The organism is Kitasatospora sp. NPDC086009 (assembly GCF_044540385.1).
Lineage (GTDB): Bacteria > Actinomycetota > Actinomycetes > Streptomycetales > Streptomycetaceae > Kitasatospora.
The window spans coordinates 285,425-302,956 of record NZ_JBITSA010000004.1; the positions used below are offsets into that span (position 1 = coordinate 285,425).

General features: G+C 74.5%; 15 protein-coding genes. 9 read left to right on the forward strand and 6 right to left on the reverse strand.

What is annotated here, in order from left to right; translation table 11 throughout:
* Positions 1-79: 79 nt before the first annotated feature.
* From ACIF6L_RS13185 to ACIF6L_RS13195, 3 genes are all read right to left on the reverse strand, one after another.
* Complete coding sequence (locus ACIF6L_RS13185; RefSeq protein WP_329485324.1) at positions 80-805, reverse strand: rhomboid family intramembrane serine protease; 726 nt, start codon at positions 803-805, stop codon at positions 80-82.
* 222 nt (positions 806-1,027) lie between these two features.
* Complete coding sequence (locus tag ACIF6L_RS13190; protein WP_359836059.1) at positions 1,028-1,684, reverse strand: DUF6215 domain-containing protein; 657 nt, start codon at positions 1,682-1,684, stop codon at positions 1,028-1,030.
* Positions 1,685-1,959: 275 nt separating this feature from the next.
* The gene (locus ACIF6L_RS13195) at positions 1,960-2,829 is read right to left on the reverse strand and encodes a hypothetical protein (protein WP_396489146.1); all 870 of its coding nucleotides are present in this window, start codon (positions 2,827-2,829) and stop codon (positions 1,960-1,962) included.
* Positions 2,830-3,541: 712 nt separating this feature from the next.
* Between ACIF6L_RS13195 and ACIF6L_RS13200 the strand changes: the two genes are divergently transcribed.
* The 9 genes from ACIF6L_RS13200 to ACIF6L_RS13240 all read left to right on the forward strand — a co-directional run bounded on the left by ACIF6L_RS13200 (position 3,542) and on the right by ACIF6L_RS13240 (position 10,005).
* Entirely contained in the window at positions 3,542-3,880 is a 339-nt protein-coding gene (locus ACIF6L_RS13200; protein WP_359840228.1) for a DUF6247 family protein, read from the forward strand.
* Entirely contained in the window at positions 3,877-4,137 is a 261-nt protein-coding gene (locus tag ACIF6L_RS13205) for a hypothetical protein (RefSeq protein ID WP_352292661.1), read from the forward strand. The genes ACIF6L_RS13200 and ACIF6L_RS13205 overlap by 4 nt, the downstream gene beginning before the upstream one ends.
* 411 nt (positions 4,138-4,548) lie before the next feature.
* Entirely contained in the window at positions 4,549-5,046 is a 498-nt protein-coding gene (locus tag ACIF6L_RS13210; protein WP_396489144.1) for a hypothetical protein, read from the forward strand.
* 117 nt (positions 5,047-5,163) lie between these two features.
* Positions 5,164-5,622 (forward strand): DUF1877 family protein, encoded by a 459-nt coding sequence (locus tag ACIF6L_RS13215; RefSeq protein WP_396489142.1) that lies wholly within the window; start codon positions 5,164-5,166, stop codon positions 5,620-5,622.
* Between the two features lie 127 nt (positions 5,623-5,749).
* A complete protein-coding gene (locus ACIF6L_RS13220; protein ID WP_329485315.1) occupies positions 5,750-6,415 on the forward strand; it encodes a maleylpyruvate isomerase N-terminal domain-containing protein in 666 nt (221 codons plus the stop codon).
* Between the two features lie 141 nt (positions 6,416-6,556).
* Positions 6,557-7,201 carry a dihydrofolate reductase family protein gene (locus ACIF6L_RS13225; protein ID WP_329485314.1) on the forward strand — a complete coding sequence of 215 codons (645 nt, stop codon included), beginning with the start codon at positions 6,557-6,559 and terminating at the stop codon, positions 7,199-7,201.
* 268 nt (positions 7,202-7,469) lie between these two features.
* Complete coding sequence (locus tag ACIF6L_RS13230; RefSeq protein ID WP_396489139.1) at positions 7,470-8,588, forward strand: hypothetical protein; 1,119 nt, start codon at positions 7,470-7,472, stop codon at positions 8,586-8,588.
* Positions 8,589-9,074: 486 nt separating this feature from the next.
* Entirely contained in the window at positions 9,075-9,452 is a 378-nt protein-coding gene (locus ACIF6L_RS13235) for a peptidoglycan-binding domain-containing protein (protein WP_359806585.1), read from the forward strand.
* A gap of 187 nt (positions 9,453-9,639) precedes the next feature.
* Entirely contained in the window at positions 9,640-10,005 is a 366-nt protein-coding gene (locus ACIF6L_RS13240) for a hypothetical protein (protein WP_359806588.1), read from the forward strand.
* Positions 10,006-10,162: 157 nt separating this feature from the next.
* On the opposite strand, the gene ACIF6L_RS13245 is transcribed toward ACIF6L_RS13240, so the two are convergent.
* From ACIF6L_RS13245 to ACIF6L_RS13255, 3 genes are all read right to left on the reverse strand, one after another.
* On the reverse strand, positions 10,163-11,140 hold the full coding sequence (locus ACIF6L_RS13245; RefSeq protein ID WP_396489137.1) for a 2-hydroxyacid dehydrogenase: 978 nt from the start codon (positions 11,138-11,140) through the stop codon (positions 10,163-10,165).
* A gap of 383 nt (positions 11,141-11,523) precedes the next feature.
* Positions 11,524-14,307, reverse strand: coding sequence for a M4 family metallopeptidase (locus ACIF6L_RS13250; RefSeq protein WP_396489135.1), 2,784 nt, complete (start codon positions 14,305-14,307; stop codon positions 11,524-11,526).
* Between the two features lie 536 nt (positions 14,308-14,843).
* Positions 14,844-17,255 carry a glycoside hydrolase family 2 protein gene (locus tag ACIF6L_RS13255; protein WP_396489133.1) on the reverse strand — a complete coding sequence of 804 codons (2,412 nt, stop codon included), beginning with the start codon at positions 17,253-17,255 and terminating at the stop codon, positions 14,844-14,846.
* Positions 17,256-17,532: the final 277 nt, after the last annotated feature.

A 17,532-nucleotide genomic window follows, 5' to 3' on the forward strand; every position in this document is an offset into this window, starting at 1 on the left:
ATCGGGGCGGCGAACGCGTCCCTGGGCGGCCGCCTCCGGGACGGGCTGCCGGCCCGCGCCGGCGGGACTCGTGGCGGCGCTACGCCACGACCGATTGCGGAGGCAGCTCCCTGCCGCGGAGCGCGAGGGCCAGGCCGATCAGGCAGCCCGCCACCAGTCCGGCACCGTGGTTGTTCTCCAGCAGACACAGGAACGTGCCGGCCGCGGGGATGAGCAGTACGGGCCAGATGTCCTTGGCGGTCACGCCCAGCGTGCTCCTGCCCAGCAGACAGGTGACGGCCAGTGCGCCCAGCAGTCCGCAGATGGCCACGGAGTCGCCGCCCCCGTTCGGCGCCCAGCCGGCCAGGCTGACCACATGGGCCAGGACACCGCTGGCCAGGAAGACGCCCAGGGTCCGCCACCGTCCGAGGACCGCTTCGGTGACGGCGCCGATCACGAGCAGCGCCGACAGGTTGAACGCGATCTGCGTGATCCCCGAGGACTGCACCAGCAGCGCGGTCCCGGCCCGCCACCACTGACCGTCCGACAGCGCACCCGGCCGGCGCATCAGGTCCTCGACCACGCCGGGCACCGCGTACTGGACCACCGCCATCGCCGCCATCACCGCGAACAGCGCGAGGGTGACCCTGGGGCGCCGCGCCAAGGCGGTACGGACGACCGCCAACACCTCGCCCGGCCCGGAGTCGCCGCTCGCCGAACCGCCGTGTCCGGAGCCGCCCGTGAGGCCGGCCAGGACCAAGGTCCGCAGCCCCGCACCGACCACCACCGCCGCGCTCGCGTACAACCCGATCTCATGCGGCGACATCGCCGACCCCCCGTTCGACCGCTCGGGGCACCTCGCCCCGTCCATGTCACCCATCATCGCAACCGGGCGGAACGCCGCACCAGCCGGGTGATCATTCACGGGCCGTGACAGTCGTCATAGCCGCGGGCCGGCCCGCGGCCGTCCGTCCGGCGCCCGGCCGGGCTGTCGGGGCTGCTCCCGCGCCCCGGCTGGTGGGGCTGTCGTGGTCGCCGTGCGGCGCGGTCAGTGGCCGGACGGTTCCGAGGGCGCCGTGACCCAGCCGGGGAGGGTGGGCATGACGGCCTCGGCGACCCGGTACAGGAGTGCGTCGTCGACGGGACGGCCGTCGTGGCGGAAAACGGCGACCTCGAAGGCCCGGCCGCCCGGGGCGCCGGGGCCCTGCGCGACGACGAGGTTCCGGACAGGGGAACCGACGCCGGTGGTGGCCTTCCCGTCCGTGCCGAAGCCGAGGCTCATGGCGTCGGTGTAGTACGTCATGGCGGGATGGCCGAGCACGGTGGCGGGCCGGGGGAGGAACCGCGGCATGTCGGCGATGTCCTCGACCGTGGTGGAGCTGTCCGTCAGGGCGACGGCACTCACCCCCAGCCGGACCTCCACCATGGCGTCCTTGCCCAGGCCGAAGGGTGCCGGACCGGCCGTGGAGACCCGGTCCTGCGGCGTGCCCAGCAGGGCCGGCAGGTCGGGGCGGTTGAGGGCGGCGCAGAGCGCGGCGTAGCCGGCCGGGTCCGTGGGCCGGGGTGCGGCACACGCGGCCGGGGGTTCGGCCCGCTCGGTGCGGGGGGCGACCAGCGCCCACGCGCCGCCGCCGATTCCGACGGCGGCGAGTGCCACCGCCGTCACCGTGGCCGCGGTGTTCCTGCCGGGCTTGACTGTCGCCACCGATCGGGCTCCTTCTTCGTCGACGCGGCTCGTCCGCCGTGTCTCGGGGACCCGATGAGCAGGGATGATCATAGGACAGAGCGCTGCGCGCGTGTCGCGGCCGTCCCCTTGGGCTCGCCGCACCGGTGCCCGCGTGCACCGGCCTCGTCCCCTCGTGCCGATGCCCTCACCCCCACCGGTCGGGGCGGGCCCGTCGCGACGGGCCCGGCCGCCCGACGGACGTCATCGACGGGGGCGTGCACCGGAGTCGACCGGTGCACGCCCCCGTCCGGCGGTCAGGCCTTCGCCCCGGCGACGGCCGTGTAGAGGCCGCGCTCGGGCCGCTGCGCGCGGCCGGCCTTCGCGAGACGCTCCAGCCTGGTGCGGATCGTGTTGATGTTGCCCTCGTGCGTTTCCAGGCCCAGCAGTTCGGTGACCTCGCGGGCGCGCAGCGGGGCCTCGGCCTTCGCGAGCACCGCCACCACGCTGTCCGCGTCCGCCACCTGGCGCCGGCGGTCCGTCGAGGCGGTCCTGCCCTCGGCGGCGGTCGCCGGAGCCGGTGCGGCCTTCTTGGCCGGGGTCGCCGGTGCGGCCTTCTTGGCGGTGGTCGCCGGAGCCGGGGCCGCCTTCTTGGCGGGGGCCGCCGCCGGAGTCGACGTGGCCTTCTTGGCAGGCGTCCGCTTCGCCGTGGGCTTGGGCCCGCTGTCCTTGGCCGCCGCCTTCGTCGCGGTCCGCTTCTTGCCGGGGGCCGACGACGGCGCCGCCTGCTCCGCATCGGACGCGGCACTCTTCGCCGCCACCGCCTTCTTGGCGGCTGCCGGCTTCCTGCTCCGCGCCTTCGCCGTCGGAGCGGTGGACGCCTCCGGAGCGGCAGGCGTGGCCGGGGCAGCGGGCGCCTCCGCCGCAGCCGGTGCCGGTGCCGCCGGGGTCGGCTCCGTCGCCGCGGCCTCCTCCTGCGGTGCCTCGGCCGAAACCGGCTGCGCCTCGGGGGCGCCCGACTCGCCCCCGGCACCGATCGACACGCCGGCGAGCCCCCGCAGGCCCGCCAGCGCCTTGGCCACCGCCTCCTCCTCGGCCCTGGCGGCGGCGAGTTCCTGCTCCGCCCGGGCGAGCCGGTCCCGCACTGCGGGCAGCCTCCCCTCCAACAGCGAAATCGTCGATCCCACACCGCTGTCCGTACCGAAAGTGTTCCCGTTTCCCACAACCACTCCTACGCGTAGTCCGTCACCAGTCGTGCAGTGAATGTACGGCTAGCCGGGCGGGGTGTACGAGGATTGCGGAATGTTCCATCGCACGGGGTGCCGACGGTGCGTGGCCCGACCTCGGTGGACCCCGGTGTGGAAGCGAACGCGCGGAGGGCGGGCGGGTGTTGGCGGATGGAGGCCGACCAGGGCTCCCGGCACCCGACGCGGTGCTTGAACGGCACCCCTGTCCGCGCCCCATCTCCCGTTTACCGGAGGGGTGTTGCTCGACGGACCGGTCGAGTGGCGACCGCTGCCGGAGGCATCCGACACGGTGGAGGGGCGTATGCCGCCGAAGAGTCGCCGCACACCCCGACGGTGCGGTCCGCCGCCCCCGCGGCGGTCCGGGCGGCAGCGGGTCCGAGGGGTGAGATTCGTGAGCGGCAACAGCGGCACGGGGGTTGTCGCGTCCGCGCCGGGCCCCCGGGCGGCGGGGCAGGGGCGCGGACTCGCGACCCGTACGGCGCGGGGCAACTCGACGCGGCGGCGCCCCCTCTGGGGCACCGGGGCGGACGAGCACGCCCCGGACCGCCGGACCCGGGGCAGGCCGGACCGACGGCTCGGGACACACGCGAATCGGCCAACCAGGAGGGAATCCGGTAGCGGCCCCGCCCTCGCGCCCACCGATTGCCGTACCGTGACCGACGACGAAGTGGAGGACCTCTTGAGCGCCCAGCCCGACCACCTGCCCGCCCCGCCGTCGGCCCCGGCGCCTCGCGCCGCCGCCCAACTGCTCGTCCGCATCCACGCCGAGCCGCCCGAGCGGTCCGCCCGGTGGCTGCCGGCTTTCGAGCGGGACTGGGCGAAGGCGCTGGAGGACTCCCGCCAGACCTACGACCTCTCCCCGTTGCACGAGGTGGTCCGCACCTGGCGGTTCCGCCTGGACAGCGCACCGGCGGTCGACGCGTTCGCCGCCGCCGGCCTGGACGACGAGGACGGCATCGACCTCGCCGAACTCACCGGGACGAACCCGTGACCGACCGGGTCTGGCCGGCCCGCCTGTCCCCGCAGGCGGCCAAGACCTTCGTCGACCTGCCCCGGCACGCCCAGCTGACGGTCCGCGACCTGCTCGACATCGCCTCCTGCACCCCCTGGGGATGGCCGCAGTGGGACGCCACCGACCTCGAAGGCGAGGACCTGCGCTGCGCCTCCGTCGGCCAGCTCAGCCTGGTCTACTCGGTCAACCGCCTGGCCGAGCGCCTGTACGTCCTCGACATCGTCTGGCTCGGCTGACCTCCGGCTCGGCCGACCTCCACCGCGCCCACCGCCTGAACGGGCCGCCGTCACCGCACTGTTGGACGTCCGCGCCGGCCTGCGTCGAACGATCGGCCGGCGACCCGCCACCTCTCCCGCTCCGCGAGCGAGGAGAACCCGCAGAATCCGGTTCGGGAGTCCACGAGGATCGGCCGGCATCCGGGAATCGGGAATACGGATGTCGCCGAGTCGGCGTCACCACCGTTGCCGGGCATCGGTTTCACTGTGGCACGCGCCCACCGGCTGCGGGTCGACCCCTTGCGGTGGGCCCGCGTCCACGAGCCTCCCGTGTGGGGAACTGCTCGGCCGTTCGCTCCGGGTCGGGCGCGGCCGTCCGGGGCCGGTCAACCGGTTGGACAGCCATCGCCGCAGGTGGCAGGCTCCGCCGTCGTGGAGATACTCGATGTCCTGACCGGCCTGGCGCGGACCGGGCACCTGGGGCCGGTCGCGAACGGGGTGTCCCTGGCCTCCGTGATCGCAGAGTACGGCGAGCCGTGGGTGGGCGCCGTCGGGGACCGTCACGAGTGGCCCCGACTGGTCGGCTACGGAGACCTGGAACTGGCGGTGTGCGGCTGTGGAGCCGTCGTGCTCGTCTGCCTCCAGACCTGGCGTGAAGTCATCGACCTCCCACCCGCACTGGCCGGCCGACCGGCCCTTCCCGGACAGCCGTACTACACCGACGTCATCGCCGCCCTGGACCGGGCGGGTTGTCCTTGGCGGCCGTACCCGGCACTCACCTTCGAGGGTCAGCGCTCGGTCGAGGCCGAACCCTCCGGCGCCGTCTTCACCTTCGAGATCGTGGACGACGAGGAGCCGGTCCTGAACGTCGTGTGCCTGCCACCCCATCACCACGACTGTCCCACGACCGCCGCATCGCCCGGGAGTTGACGCGGGTGCCGACCATCCTCAGGCCGCCTGCTCCCCTGGCGGGGACGCCGAGTCGTCAGGCTCCAGGCTCAGGGCCATGGGAATGAACGGTCGCTGTCTCCGGCGAGCGCCGACCAGTTGCGGCGCTCGGCGGCCGAGCCGGACCGGGCGCGGGCACGGGTCGCCGCGCTCGACGGGGGCGGGGCGGCCGCCCGGGAGCGGCTGCACGAGACCGGACGAGCCGGGCACGTACTCGGCTTCCTGCTCCGCCGCCACGCCCTCCCGGTCGACGTCGTCCACGGGGAGGACGAGCTCCCCGCCGCGGGGGACCGGGGCTACGGCCCGCCGCGCTGCCTGACCCCCGAACAGGTCCGCGCCGTCGCGGACGCGCTCACGGCTTTGTCCCCCGGCGCCCGGGTCGACGGGTCGACCCGGCGGAACTCGCCGCCGCTGTCGCGCTGCCCGCCGGCTGGACGGAGGAGGACGCTCCGCACCTCGCCTCCGGCCACTACCGGGCCCTCGCCGACTTCCTCCGGACGGCGGCCCGCTACCGGCAGGCCGGGCTCGTCCGGACCGAGTAGGGCACCGACCGAGTAGGGCACCGCCGCCGCATTCCGCGCCGAGAAGGCTTCGCCGCGGGTGCGCGGGCAGGCGGTCGGCCCGCTCCCGCTCCACCCGTCGCCGGTTCCGGCGGCCCGGGCGGGGGCGGTGGTAGCTTGCGGGCGTGGATCTCTTCGGACGGTCATGGGCGGCGCTGCGGGCCGCGGTGGACGGGCTCGCGGAGGAGGACTTCGCCGAGCCGTCGGGTTGTGCCGGGTGGCTGGTGCGGGACTTGGTGTGCCATCTGGTGATCGACGCCCAGGACGTACTGATCACCCTGGTCACCCCGTCCCCCGCGGAGCCGACCCGGGACGCGGCGTCGTACTGGCAGGTGTCCGCCGAACCGCCCGACGGCCAGGACCCGTTGGACGCGCTGACCGTCCGGCTGGCCGCCGCCTACGGGGACCCGGGGCTGCTCCGCCTCCACCTCGACGACGTCGGCTCCGCGGCGGGGCGCGCCGCCGAACTCGCCGATCCGCGGCTGCGGGTGGCCACCCAGGGGCAGGTGCTGACCGCCGGTGACTACCTGGACGCCTACGTGCTGGAGTGGACGCTGCACCACCTCGATCTGGTCGCTCACCTGCCGCACCTGCCGGGCCCGCCCGCCGAGGGGCTGGCCGGGGCGCGTCGGTTGCTGGAGCGGATCGCCGGAGGAGCGTTCCCGGCCTCGTTCGCGGACGCGGACGCGCTGCTGGTCGGCACCGGGCGGCGGGCCGCGACCCCGGCCGAGCGGACGGCACTCGGGGCGCACGGGGCACCGGGGACGAAGGTGCCGCTGGTCCTCGGGTGAGCCGGGCGGCCGCAGCGGCCCGCCGCCGACCGGTGCGGTTCGGCCCGATTGTCGGTGGCGCCTGCAAGACTGCCGCCGTGTCTGTCCCGCACCCGGGAGCCGCACCGTCGTCGTCCGGCAGGAACCACTGGAGGAACACACATGACGCAACTGCTGAGAGTCCAGAACTTCGTCGTCTCGAGTGACGGCGTCGCGGCCGGCGAGGACCAGAGCTTCGAGCGCCCGTTCGGCTTCGACCACCCCGAGCGGCTGTTCTCCTGGGCCGGTGCGACGGCGAGCTGGCCGATGCGCACCGACCCCGGGGGCAGCCGGGGTCTCGACGACTACTTCACCCGCGACTACCCCCGCAACATCGGGGCCGAGATCATGGGCCGCAACAAGTTCGGGCCCCAGCGCGGGCCCTGGCAGGACCACGAGTGGCGCGGCTGGTGGGGTGACGAGCCGCCGTTCCGCACCCCGGTGTTCGTCATGACCCACCACACGCGGCCGTCGTTCACGCTCTCCGACACCACGTTCCACTTCGTCGACGGCGACCCGGCCACGGTCCTGGAGCAGGCGCGGGAGGCGGCGCAGGGCAAGGACGTCCGGCTCGGCGGGGGAGTCACCACCGTCCGGGAGTTCCTCGACGCCGACCTCGTCGACACCCTGCACGTGGCGGTCTCGCCGCTGAAGCTCGGGTCCGGCCTGCGGCTCTGGGAGTCCCCCGACGAGCTGCTCGACCGCTTCCACCTGGACGTCGTGCCCAGCTCCAGCGGCGTGACGCACCACCTGTTCTGGCGGAAGTGACCCAGCCCCGGGGCGGCCCCCACCGGCCGCGGTGCCTCCCCGGAGCCGCCCGCCGAGCACGGTGACCACGGCGGGCGGGCCCGCTCGGGCGTCCTGCACCGGTACGACGGCGCCGACCGTCCCGCCCGCTCCGCCGCCGGCCCCCGCGGGGTCTGTCGGTCGCCACGCCTAGAGTGCCGTCGGCGACCGACAGACCCCGAGGCCCTGGAGAACGGCATGCACTTCTTCGCTGTGACGCGGACGCGCCTGCGACGGACGGCTGGGAGGAGTGGCTCGCCCACGCGGACCTGCTGAGCGCGGCGGGCGACCCGCGGGGTGCGGCGATCCGCCTGGAGCACGCGTCCGAGACCGCCGGCGCGGACCACGCCGGGGTCGCCGCCGCCTACGGGGAGGTCGAACGGCGGCTCGGCCTCGACGGGCTGCGCACGGACGGCTCCTGCGGTTCACCTGGCGCCGCGGCTTCGTCGACGAGGCGTGGTTCGCCCTCACCGGGCGCACGCCGTCCGGCCGCCGGGAGCTACTCGAACGGCTCCTCGCCGACCACCCCCACGCCGCGGCTGTCGACCTCACCGATCCCGAACGCTGGGAGGGCGCACTGATCGACGCCCTGCTGTCCCATCCGGTCACCCACCGGCTGCGCACGCTCGACCTGCGCCTCACCGACTACCACCACTCCGCCGAGCACGCGGCCCGCTCACTGGCGGGCCACCCCCGCCCCCGGCTGGAGCACCTGCGCTTCGGCTACGGCTTCGAGTACCTCTACGAGGACGGCGAGACGTCGACGGGCGGTCGGATCGACCCGATGGACCACCATCACAGCGCCCTGGTGCGGACGGCGCCATGGGAGGCCCTGCCCGCGCTGCGCAGTCTGGAGCTCGACGGGGCCTTCCTCTTCGACGCCATCGACCACGACGGCCTGACCCGGCTCCGGGTCAACGGCCCGGCGACGTCCGACGGCGCCGTGTTCGACCTCGGGCGGACACCGGGCGTGGCGTCCCTGGTGGTGGAGATCGGGTGCGATGTCTACGGCGCGAGCTGCCCCGTCGAGCAGCTCGACGAGCTGACGCCCGCCGGGTACCCCGGACTCACGCACCTGGACCTCGGCGGATCGGAGTTCGACGCCACCTTGTTCGAGGTGTTCTCGGCGCTCGCGGAGTCCCCGGTCCTGCCGGGGCTCGACAGCCTCGTGCTTCCCGACCTGCGGATCGGGCGCTCCGACGGCGAGGGCGATCCGGCAGCCGAACTGGTGTGGCTGGCACCCCGGTTCGCCCATCTCGCGCTTTGGGTGAACGGCGCCGTCGAGGTGGAGGGCGTGGACGGGCAGGAGCTCGCGCGGCTGATACCCGGGCTCCGGCCGCGGCGGGCGGACGGGGCCCCGGAGGGCTGAGGGCTCCCGATCGGCGTGGTGACGCTGTCGGCTCTCCCGGCCGGGGGCCGGTTGGGCTCCGGGGGACCTGCGCCAGGGGACACCCGGACCGGTCCGTGCAAATGGAGACGTCTTCGTCGCGGGCCCGTCCGGCGTCCCAAGAGCCAGGTCAGCGCGATGAGACGATCATGGGACGCCGCGCGAACCCGGTCCATCCGCCGTCCGATCGCCCTCGGGAGGGTGTGAGCGGGCCTAGGGTGATCTTCATGTCCGGTGGCAGCCCGCCGGTGCCGGGGGGACCGGCGGCGGGCACGGGGGACGGGGACGGGGCACGGTGCTCGGCGCCGTGCGCCCCGGGCCTGGCCTCCCGGCCCGGCCTCGGCGGCGCTGGGCGGCATGACGGCCGGTCAGCGGCGACCATCCGGGGAACGGCCCGGCCGCCGCCGCGCCGACCGCACCGCCGGACATCCGACACACAGCCCGTATCTCGAAGAATCTGGGGTTCCCTTGAACAGCATCTCCCTGAAGCGGCGCGGCGCGCTCGTCTCCGCTGCCGCGGCCCTGCTCACCGTCGGCGTGATGGGCGGCAGCGCACACGCGGTGCCCAACTCCGGCTCCCTCTGGGTCGGCTACGGCAAGAGCAACACGTACGCCAGCGTGAAGTGCGTGCAGCAGACCTCCAACTCGCTGCAGTACCAGACCGGCTACCACGAGATCGCGGTGGACGGCTCCTTCGGGCCGGACACCTACGGGGCGATCGTGGCCATCCAGCGGTGGGCGAGCCTGGACCAGGACGGCGTCGTCGGCCCGCGGACCGGTGACGTCATGGTCTCGGCCACCAAGGACATGTTCCACTGCTACGCCTCGCTGCCCACGCTGCGGTGACCCCCGGCGCGTGGCGCCGGTAGGCGGCCGCGGCGGTGGGCACCGGGTGTGCTCATCGCCGCGGCCGCCTACCGGCGTTGGGGGGAGGGCTGGTTCCCGGGTGGTCTTGGCACGGGTGGCAGGCGTAGTTGAAGATGCAATGAGCTTGACCGCACCGTAGGAAGACCTTTCGAGGAGGAGTCCCGCGATGACCGTCCACCTGAAGCGCCTCACCGCCGTCGCCGCCACCGCGGCCGCCCTGCTGCTGGGCGGAGCTCTCGCCCAGCCCGCCGCCGCCGTCGAACTCCCGCACGCCCCGGTGGCCTACTTCGCCACCGGAGCCGACCTGACGGGCACCAGGTTCCCGGTCGACACCGGCAGCACCGGCTGCCGCGCGCTGCCGTCCCCCGCACTGTCCGCGGTGGACTTCACCGAGGTGAACATCAGGGTCTACTTCACCGCCGACTGCCGGACCGGCCTGCCCGGCAAGCCGAGCGACCTGTCCTACGTGCTGGGCAGCCTGCACTGGGCCGACTTCCCGTTCCCGGCGCTGAGCTACGAGGTCGTTCGCTAGGGGCCGGGGAGGAGACCGCCGCGGTGCGGGTGTCGCCGCGAGCCGGCGGCCCGGACCGCGGCGGGCGAGGGTGGACCGTCACCGGGGACGTCGAAGGCATCCCGCGCCCGGGACCGGCCACCTGCCCGCCGCGTCACCGACCACCCGGCGCGGCGCGCTACCCGGCCGTGGCGGGGTAGCGGGGTTCGTCGCCCCGGGCGACGGAGAGCAGGTTCTCCGCGGCCATGTCGGCCATGCGCCGGACGGCCTGGGTGCTGAGGTAGGCGCAGTGGGGTGTGACCAGCAGCCGGTCCGGGACGAACTCCAGCAGTCCGTACGGGTCCTCGGCGGGGTCCGGCGTCGGTTCGGTGTAGTAGCCGTCGAAGGCCGCGCCGGCGATCAGGCCCTCGGCGAGTGCCGTGCGCAGGGCGTCGGGGTCGACGAGGGCGGCGCGGGCGGTGTTGATCAGGAAGCCGTCGGGACCCAGCGCCGTCAACTGCCGTGCGCCGATCACGCCGTCGTTGACGCCCGGCTGGTGGGGGAAGTGCAGGGTCACGACCTCGGCGGCCTCGAACAGGTCGTCCAGGGAGGCGACCGCGGTGTAGGGCAGCCCGTCGAGCTCCGGGCGGTGCGTGCGGTTCCAGTACAGGACCTCCATGCCGAACGCGGCGTGCGCCATCCGGGCCACCTCGCGGCCGATGTGGCCCATGCCGGCCACCCCGAGTCGGGCGCCGACCAGCGAGGGCGTCGCGTCCTCGCTCCACAGCCCGGCCCGCACGCCCGTCACCCGGCGGGTCACCCCGCGGACCAGGTCGAGCATCTGAGCGGCGGTGAACTCCGCGACCGCCACCGCGTTGGCGTGCGGGGTGTAGCAGAACCGGGTCGGCGAAGCACCCTCGGGCAGTTCCATGAAGGAGCCGTAGCCGGTGCCCATGAAGCAGGCCACCGCGAGGTCCGGCAGCCGGTCCCACGCGCGCGCGGACATCACCTCCGACCCGCCCAGTACGTAGCCCCAGGCGCCGTGCAGCGCCTGGACCACCTTGTCCTCGTCCAGGTCGCCGGGGAGCGACTCGACGGTGAACCCGCCGGCCTCCAGCTTCCGTACCACCTGGTCCGGGAAGGTCGCCCCGGTCACGACCACCCTGCGCCTGTCCATGCTCGGCTCCTCGGTCGACTCTGTGCGCGGCACGCTCCGCCCCCCGGCGGCGCCGCGGGCCTCAGCCTACGGGCGGCGGACCGGATGTCTCCGCCGGTCCGGCGGAAGCCGTCCACCCGTCGTCGCCCGTCGGGGGCGGTCCGACGCCGTGTCCGTTGCTCCGCAGGCCACGCCGGGGCGACGCTGCGGGCGTCCTCGCCGGTGCTCCGGTCGGCGGGTGACGGGGCGACAACCGAGGCGAGACGGGAAATCTTCCGGTCTTCACCGCCTCGAATGACGGTCTCTCACCGTCCGGTGCCGAAGGATTTCCGGTCTACACGCCGCTGCGCCGTTCGCCCCGGGGATAGGGGCGAACGGCGCAGCGGTGTGGACGGCGGGTCGGGTCAGCAGGCGGCGGCGGGCCGGTCGCGGGTCACGAGGTCGCTGCCGCCGGTGGTGGCGTCGAGCCAGACGACCCGGTTGCCCTGGTCGGCGGCGGGGTGGAACTGGGTGCCCCGGTTGCAGGAGACGCGCACGGGGGTGCCGCCGGTGACGGGGAGCTGGTACAGCTTCGGCAGCGCGGCGTTGGACCAGCCGTTGGCCGGCTTGTCGCCGCGCTGCTGGAAGGTGACGGCCCGGTCGGTGGCGGTGATCGCCAGGTCGGCCGGAGCGAGCGGCGAGCCGGCCGGCAGCAGCTCGCCGACGCCCGAGCCGTTCAGCGCGCCGGAGCGGATGGCCCCGCCGCCGGGTTGCCCGGGCGCGGTCTGCGTCCAGAGCAGCCGGTCGCCGGCGAGCGTCGGGGAGTCGAGGAACGGGGCCTCGGCGCCGTTGGCGGTGCTCACCGGGTACTGGGCGGTGGTCCGGCCGGCGGCGATCGAGTAGACGGTCGGGGCCTGGACGGTCGACTCGCCGGTCGTCCAGGTTTCGAGCCAGCCGAGCAGGCCGTTCCTGAGGGAGAGGGAGGAACTCGTGTACGGCACCAGGTTGTGGCCCTCGGGCAGCGGGAGTTCCACCGGCGGGGCGCCGTCGTGGGAGAGCATCGCCCGGCTGCGGCCGGTGTCGCCGTCGGTCAGCACGAAGGCGATGTCCGTGCCGGAGACCTGGACGCTGACGGGCGACTGGGCCGAGGACTTGAAGAGGCTGCGGACCGGGCCGCCGGACAGCGAGCGGGTCAGCACCTCGGTGCCCCAGGTGCCGGTGTCGTCCAGTCCGATCGCCAGCCAGACGGCGGAGGTGCCGTCGGTGGCGGCCCAGCCGTGGATCCGCTCGTCCTCCGGGCTGAGCCGGGTCGGGGTGGAGGGTGCGGTGGTGGAGCCGGTGTAGAGGGGGACGGCTCCTCCGACGGGGCCGCTGGTGCTGCCCATCACCCAGTGGCCCCCGCCCGCGGCCGGCCCGGTCGGGGCCATGGCGCCGCGCAGCAGCGGGCGGCTGTCCGTACGGACCCGGCTCTGCCAGCCGGCGCGGATCCCGTGCGCGTCGAACGCGGCGGCGACCGTGCGGAGTTCGGCCCGGCTGAGGCCGAGCGAGCGGCCGGCGGCCAGGACGGCGTTGCGGCCGTCGACGAAGTCATCCAGCGGGGTGAGGAATTCGGCGAGGGCGCGGTAGACGAGCCGGTCGGCGGTGAGCGGGTCGAGGGTGCGGCGGAGGTCCCACAGGGCGCCGCCGAAGATGGTGGAGTTGAGGTGCACGCCGCCGCTGTCGAGTTCGAGCCCGGCGCCGAGGTAGTCGTCCACGGTGGTGCGGCGGTCGTCGAGCCGACGGCCCGCGCAGGCCTCGGGGGTGCCGGTGAGGCAGAGGCTCTCGCCGAGAAGCGCGGCCCCGGGGTCGGTCATCGCGATGCCGCGGGCGGTGACCTCGATGGCGTTGCCGAAGTAGTCGGCCAGCGCCTCGTTCATCGCCCCGGACTGCCCGGAGTACTCCAGGTCGGCGGTGTGCTGGATGACGCCGTGGGTCATCTCGTGGCCGGCCACGTCCAGGGCGGCGGCGAACTGGCGGTGCGTGGCGTCGCCGTTGCCGTAGACCATCTTCTGCCCGTCCCAGGAGGCGTTCGGGAAGGGCCTGCCGCCGTTGCTCACGTTCACCACGGAGGTGATCGGGCTGCCCTTGCCGTCCAGGCCGTCCCGGCCGAGCCGGTCGCGGTAGAAGTCGTACACCGTACCGGCGTTGACGTGGGCGTCGGTGGCGCCGCTGGTACCGGTGGCGGCCGGGAAGTCGGGGCCGGGGGAGGCGACCGGGAGGGCGTCGGCGGGCAGCCGGCCGAACTCGCGGTAGTCGCGGCCGGTCCCGTCGTAGGTGGAGATGGTGGCGCGCCGGGTGAGGTCGACGAGCCGGTAACTGCCGTCGGACTGACGGGCGATGCTGACCGGCACGGTGCGGCCGAGGAGGTCGGGCGCGCTGCCGGTGGCGGGTTCGCCGGCCGGCCCGGTGGGTGCGGCGGCCGCTGCCGCGCCACGGGCGGCACCGGTACCGGCGTCCGCCGCCCGGTACGGGCTCCGGGCGTCATGGGCGAGGGCGACCACGCCGCGGGTGGCGTCCACGTAGACCTCGCGGACCAGCGGGCCCCCGGTCGCCGGGTCGGTGGAGCGTACGGTGAAGTGCTGGGCGAGGCGCCCGGCGCCGCCGGGCAGGACGGCGGGGCCGCGGTCCTCGGCGGTGGCCGCGGTCCGGGCGCGCTGGTCGGTCAGCGAGTCGAGTGCCAGTCGGCGCAGGGTCGCGGCCGGGACGGCGGCGGTGGTCGGCGCGGTCAGCCCGGTGAAGTACTTGCCGCCGGCCGACTCCACCCGCTGACCGGCTCCGTCGCCCACCAGGCGTACCAGGTACTGCCCGCCGAGGACCGGTATGCCGCCGTGGTACTGCTGGAACCTGACGGTGCGGCGGTCCGCGGCGGTCCGCTCGACGGCGAGCTCGGTCAGCTGCGCCGGGTCGATCCGGTAGCGGTCGGGGTGGGCCGCGAGGTGGGCCCGTGCCGCCTCGCCCGCGCCGCCGGGCGCGGCCTCCGCCAGTCCGGTCACCAGCTGAGGGGCGGCGGTGCCCTCCCCGGCCACCAGGGCGGGGACGGGATCGGGTTCGGCCCCCGGCCCCGGGGGCGCGGCCAGGGCCGGTGCGGCGCTCAGGGTGAGCGCCAGCGCCAGGCTCAGGGCGGCGCCCGCGCCGAGCGCCTTGGGGGTGGGGCGGGAACGGTGCTGCACGGCGGTCCTCCACGGTGATCGGCAGCCGGTGGCAACGCCGCTGACGGGGCGGCGAGGTGACGATGGATCACCAGATGCTCGATCGCGGCCGTCGGGCCCGTCCAGACCGTCGGGCGAAAGGGCAGCGCGCGGGGCCAACTCCTGCGCACGGGCGCAACCGCCCCGTGTCCGAACGGGCACGAACCGCCCCCGCCCGCGGAAACCACCCCCGCCGGTGAACCGCCCCCGCCCCCGCCCCGTACGGCCGCCGCCCGGCGTGCGCGGCAGCGCCGGCCCGCCGGCCGATCAAGACCGGTGCCCCTCGGCAGGGTCGGGGAGCGGTCGCGGCCCGCGAGTACGGCGGCCCGCGACCGCGTCGGGAGCGGCGCGGCCCGGCGGCACCCGGGTGTGTGTGGGTCAGGGGCAGGTGACGCCGCTGCTCTGCCAGGTGGTGGCGTCGACCATGGTGGGGGCGGCGAAGCGCTTGGCGGCTCGCTGCTGCCGGCGGTGGGAGCCCGGTAGCAGCGAGCCGTCAGCGGCGCGTCAGGTGGACCTGGTCACGCGGGTTCCACGCAGTACAGGGCGGCGCGAGCGGTGTCGGCGTCGATGCCGGGCGCTCCGGTGATCCGGATCCGGGCCCGCTCGCCCGCGAGCAGCGTCAGCAGGCCTCGGTCGGCGACCGCGTCGGGTGCCAGCCGGTCCGCCTGCAGCAGCAGGTCGCGGACGAGGGTGTGGGCGGTGACCACGATGTCGCGGGCCGTGTCGTCGCCGGCCACCGGCTCCACGGTCACGTCGAACTCGGGCCGCACGTAGTCGAAGTGCTTGTCCGGTACCGGGAAGTGCACCGCACGCAGGTCGTCGGCGTCGGCGGCCAGGAACTCCTTGGTCGAGCCGGCCGTCGGCGCCAGCGCGTTCGGTACCGGCAGGCGCAGCACCGAGCGGGCTTCGACGGTCACTGGCAGTTCGGTCGTCGTGGTGGTGGTGCCGTCGGCGGAGACCCTGCGCAGGGTGACGACGGTGTGCCAGGGCTGGGCTGCCTGGTTGGCCAGGGCGAGGGTCGGGGCGGCGTCGCCGGTGGTCGGCTGGATGGTGATGAGTCGGTCGGCGAAGACGCGGCGCAGCTCGTACCAGAGCGGCTTGAGGCGGCCGTCGCCATCGATGGCGGCCCAGGAGGAGACCGGCCAGCAGTCGTTGAGCTGCCAGACGACGGTCCCCGCACAGCGGGGCCAGTGGGAGCGCCAGTGCTCGATGCCGGCGGCGACGGCGCGGGCCTGGACGACCTGGGTGAGGTAGTGCCAGCGGTCGAAGTCGGCGGGGAGGTCGAAGTGGCGCTCGACGCCGCGGTCGAGCTTGCCGTTGCCGTCTTCGGCCTTCTGGTGGTGGAGCATGCCGGGGGAGTCGGCGGCCAGTTCTTCGGTGGGCAGGGCGCGGCGCAGGGTGGCGTGGGCGGGCGGGGCCTGCCAGCCGAACTCGGCGACGAAGCGGGGGACGGTGGCCCGGTACTCGGCGTAGTCCTGGCGGTTCCACACCTCCCAGGAGTGGTGGGTGCCGTGGTCGACGTCGTTGGGGTGGTGGTCCCAGCTGCCGGACCAGGGGCTGCCGGCCGTGTAGGGGCGGGTGGGGTCGAGTTCGGCGACGATGCGGGGCAGCACGCCGAGGTAGTAGCCCTCGCCCCAGGAGGCCGAGGCGAGTTCGGTCTCCCAGCCCCAGTCGCGGAAGCCCCAGAGGTTCTCGTTGTTGCCGTTCCACAGCACCAGTGAGGGGTGCGGCATGAGGCGGACGACGTTCTCGCGGGCCTCGGCCTCGATCTCGCCGCGCAGCGGCTGCTCCTCGGGGTAGGCGGCGCAGGCGAAGAGGAAGTCCTGCCAGACCATCAGGCCGATTTCGTCGCAGGTGTCGTAGAAGGCCTCGTCCTCGTAGATGCCGCCGCCCCAGACCCGCACGAGGTCGACGTTGGCCTCGGCGGCGCGGGTGAGGCGCTCCCGGTAGCGTTCGGGCGTGACCCGGCTGACCAGGGTGTCGTCGGGGATCCAGTTGACGCCCCGGACGAACAGGCGGACGCCGTTGACCGCCAGGGTGAAGCCGCTGCCGTGTTCGTCGTCGGAGGTGTCGAGTTCGATGGTGCGGAAGCCGACGCGGCGGTGCCAGCTGTCGAGCGGCCCCTGTGCGTCGGCGAGCGTCACGTCGAGGTCGTACAGGGCCTGGTCGCCGTAGCCGCGCGGCCACCAGAGCGCGGGGTCGGGGACATCCAGGACGATGACAGCGGTGTCCTGGCCGACCGGGAAGGCGACCGTGGCGGTGTGGTCGCCGATGGTGGCGGTGGCCGTGAGCTCGCGGGCCGCGCCGGTGGTGGTGCGCTCCAGGTCGAGGTGGAGTTCGACGGTGCCGGTGGCGCCGTCGACGGTGGTGTGCGGGCGCACCCGGGCCAGTCGGGCGGTGGACCAGCGCTCGATCCGGGCCGGTCGCCAGATGCCGGCACCGGGCAGGGTCGGGCCCCAGTCCCAACCGAAGCTCGCGGCCATCTTGCGGATGTACTGGAACGGCTCCGGATAGACGTTGGGGCGGTCGCCGACCAGGGCGCGCACCCGCTCGGCCTCACGGTAGGCGCTGGTGAAGCGCACCGCCAGCTCGCCGGTCAGGCCGGTGGCGTCGAAGCGGTAGCCGCGGTGCATGTTGCGGGTGGAGCCGAGTTCCGTGCCGCCGAGGGTGATGGTGGCGGCGGTGTCGAGCCCTTCGAAGACCAGGTCGGTGCGCTCGTGCCGGGTGCCGTGGTCCGGCAGGTCCAGGGTGTAGGTCCAGTCCTGGCGGCTGACCCAGGCGACGTCGGTCTCGTTGGCCTCCAGGAACGGGTCCGGGATCAGACCGGCGGCCAGCAGATCGGTGTGGACGCAGCCGGGCACGGCGGCGGGGAGCCGACTCCCCGCGTGGTGCAGGGCCCAGCCCTGGTCGAGCTGGGTGACGTCCTTCATCGTGCGGCTCCATTCGCTGTGGGGGTGGTTCCGAAGGCGGGTGGGAGCAACCGTAGCCCCTCCTACTGAACCTGTCCATAAACCGGTTAGGTGAGGTTTGTGGGCCGAGTCGAGCGATGAAGTCCCTGCTAGGGCGGGCCACCGAGCCTGGGGGAGCTCGCTGATCGTTGACGGCGAGCACGGAGTTAAGTGCCGCTCCTTTACCGGTTCGCCAGCTGCGGTCGACCACTGGTGTGCGGCAGGCCGTCCGTTGAGCGGCACCGGCGCGCCATCTCCG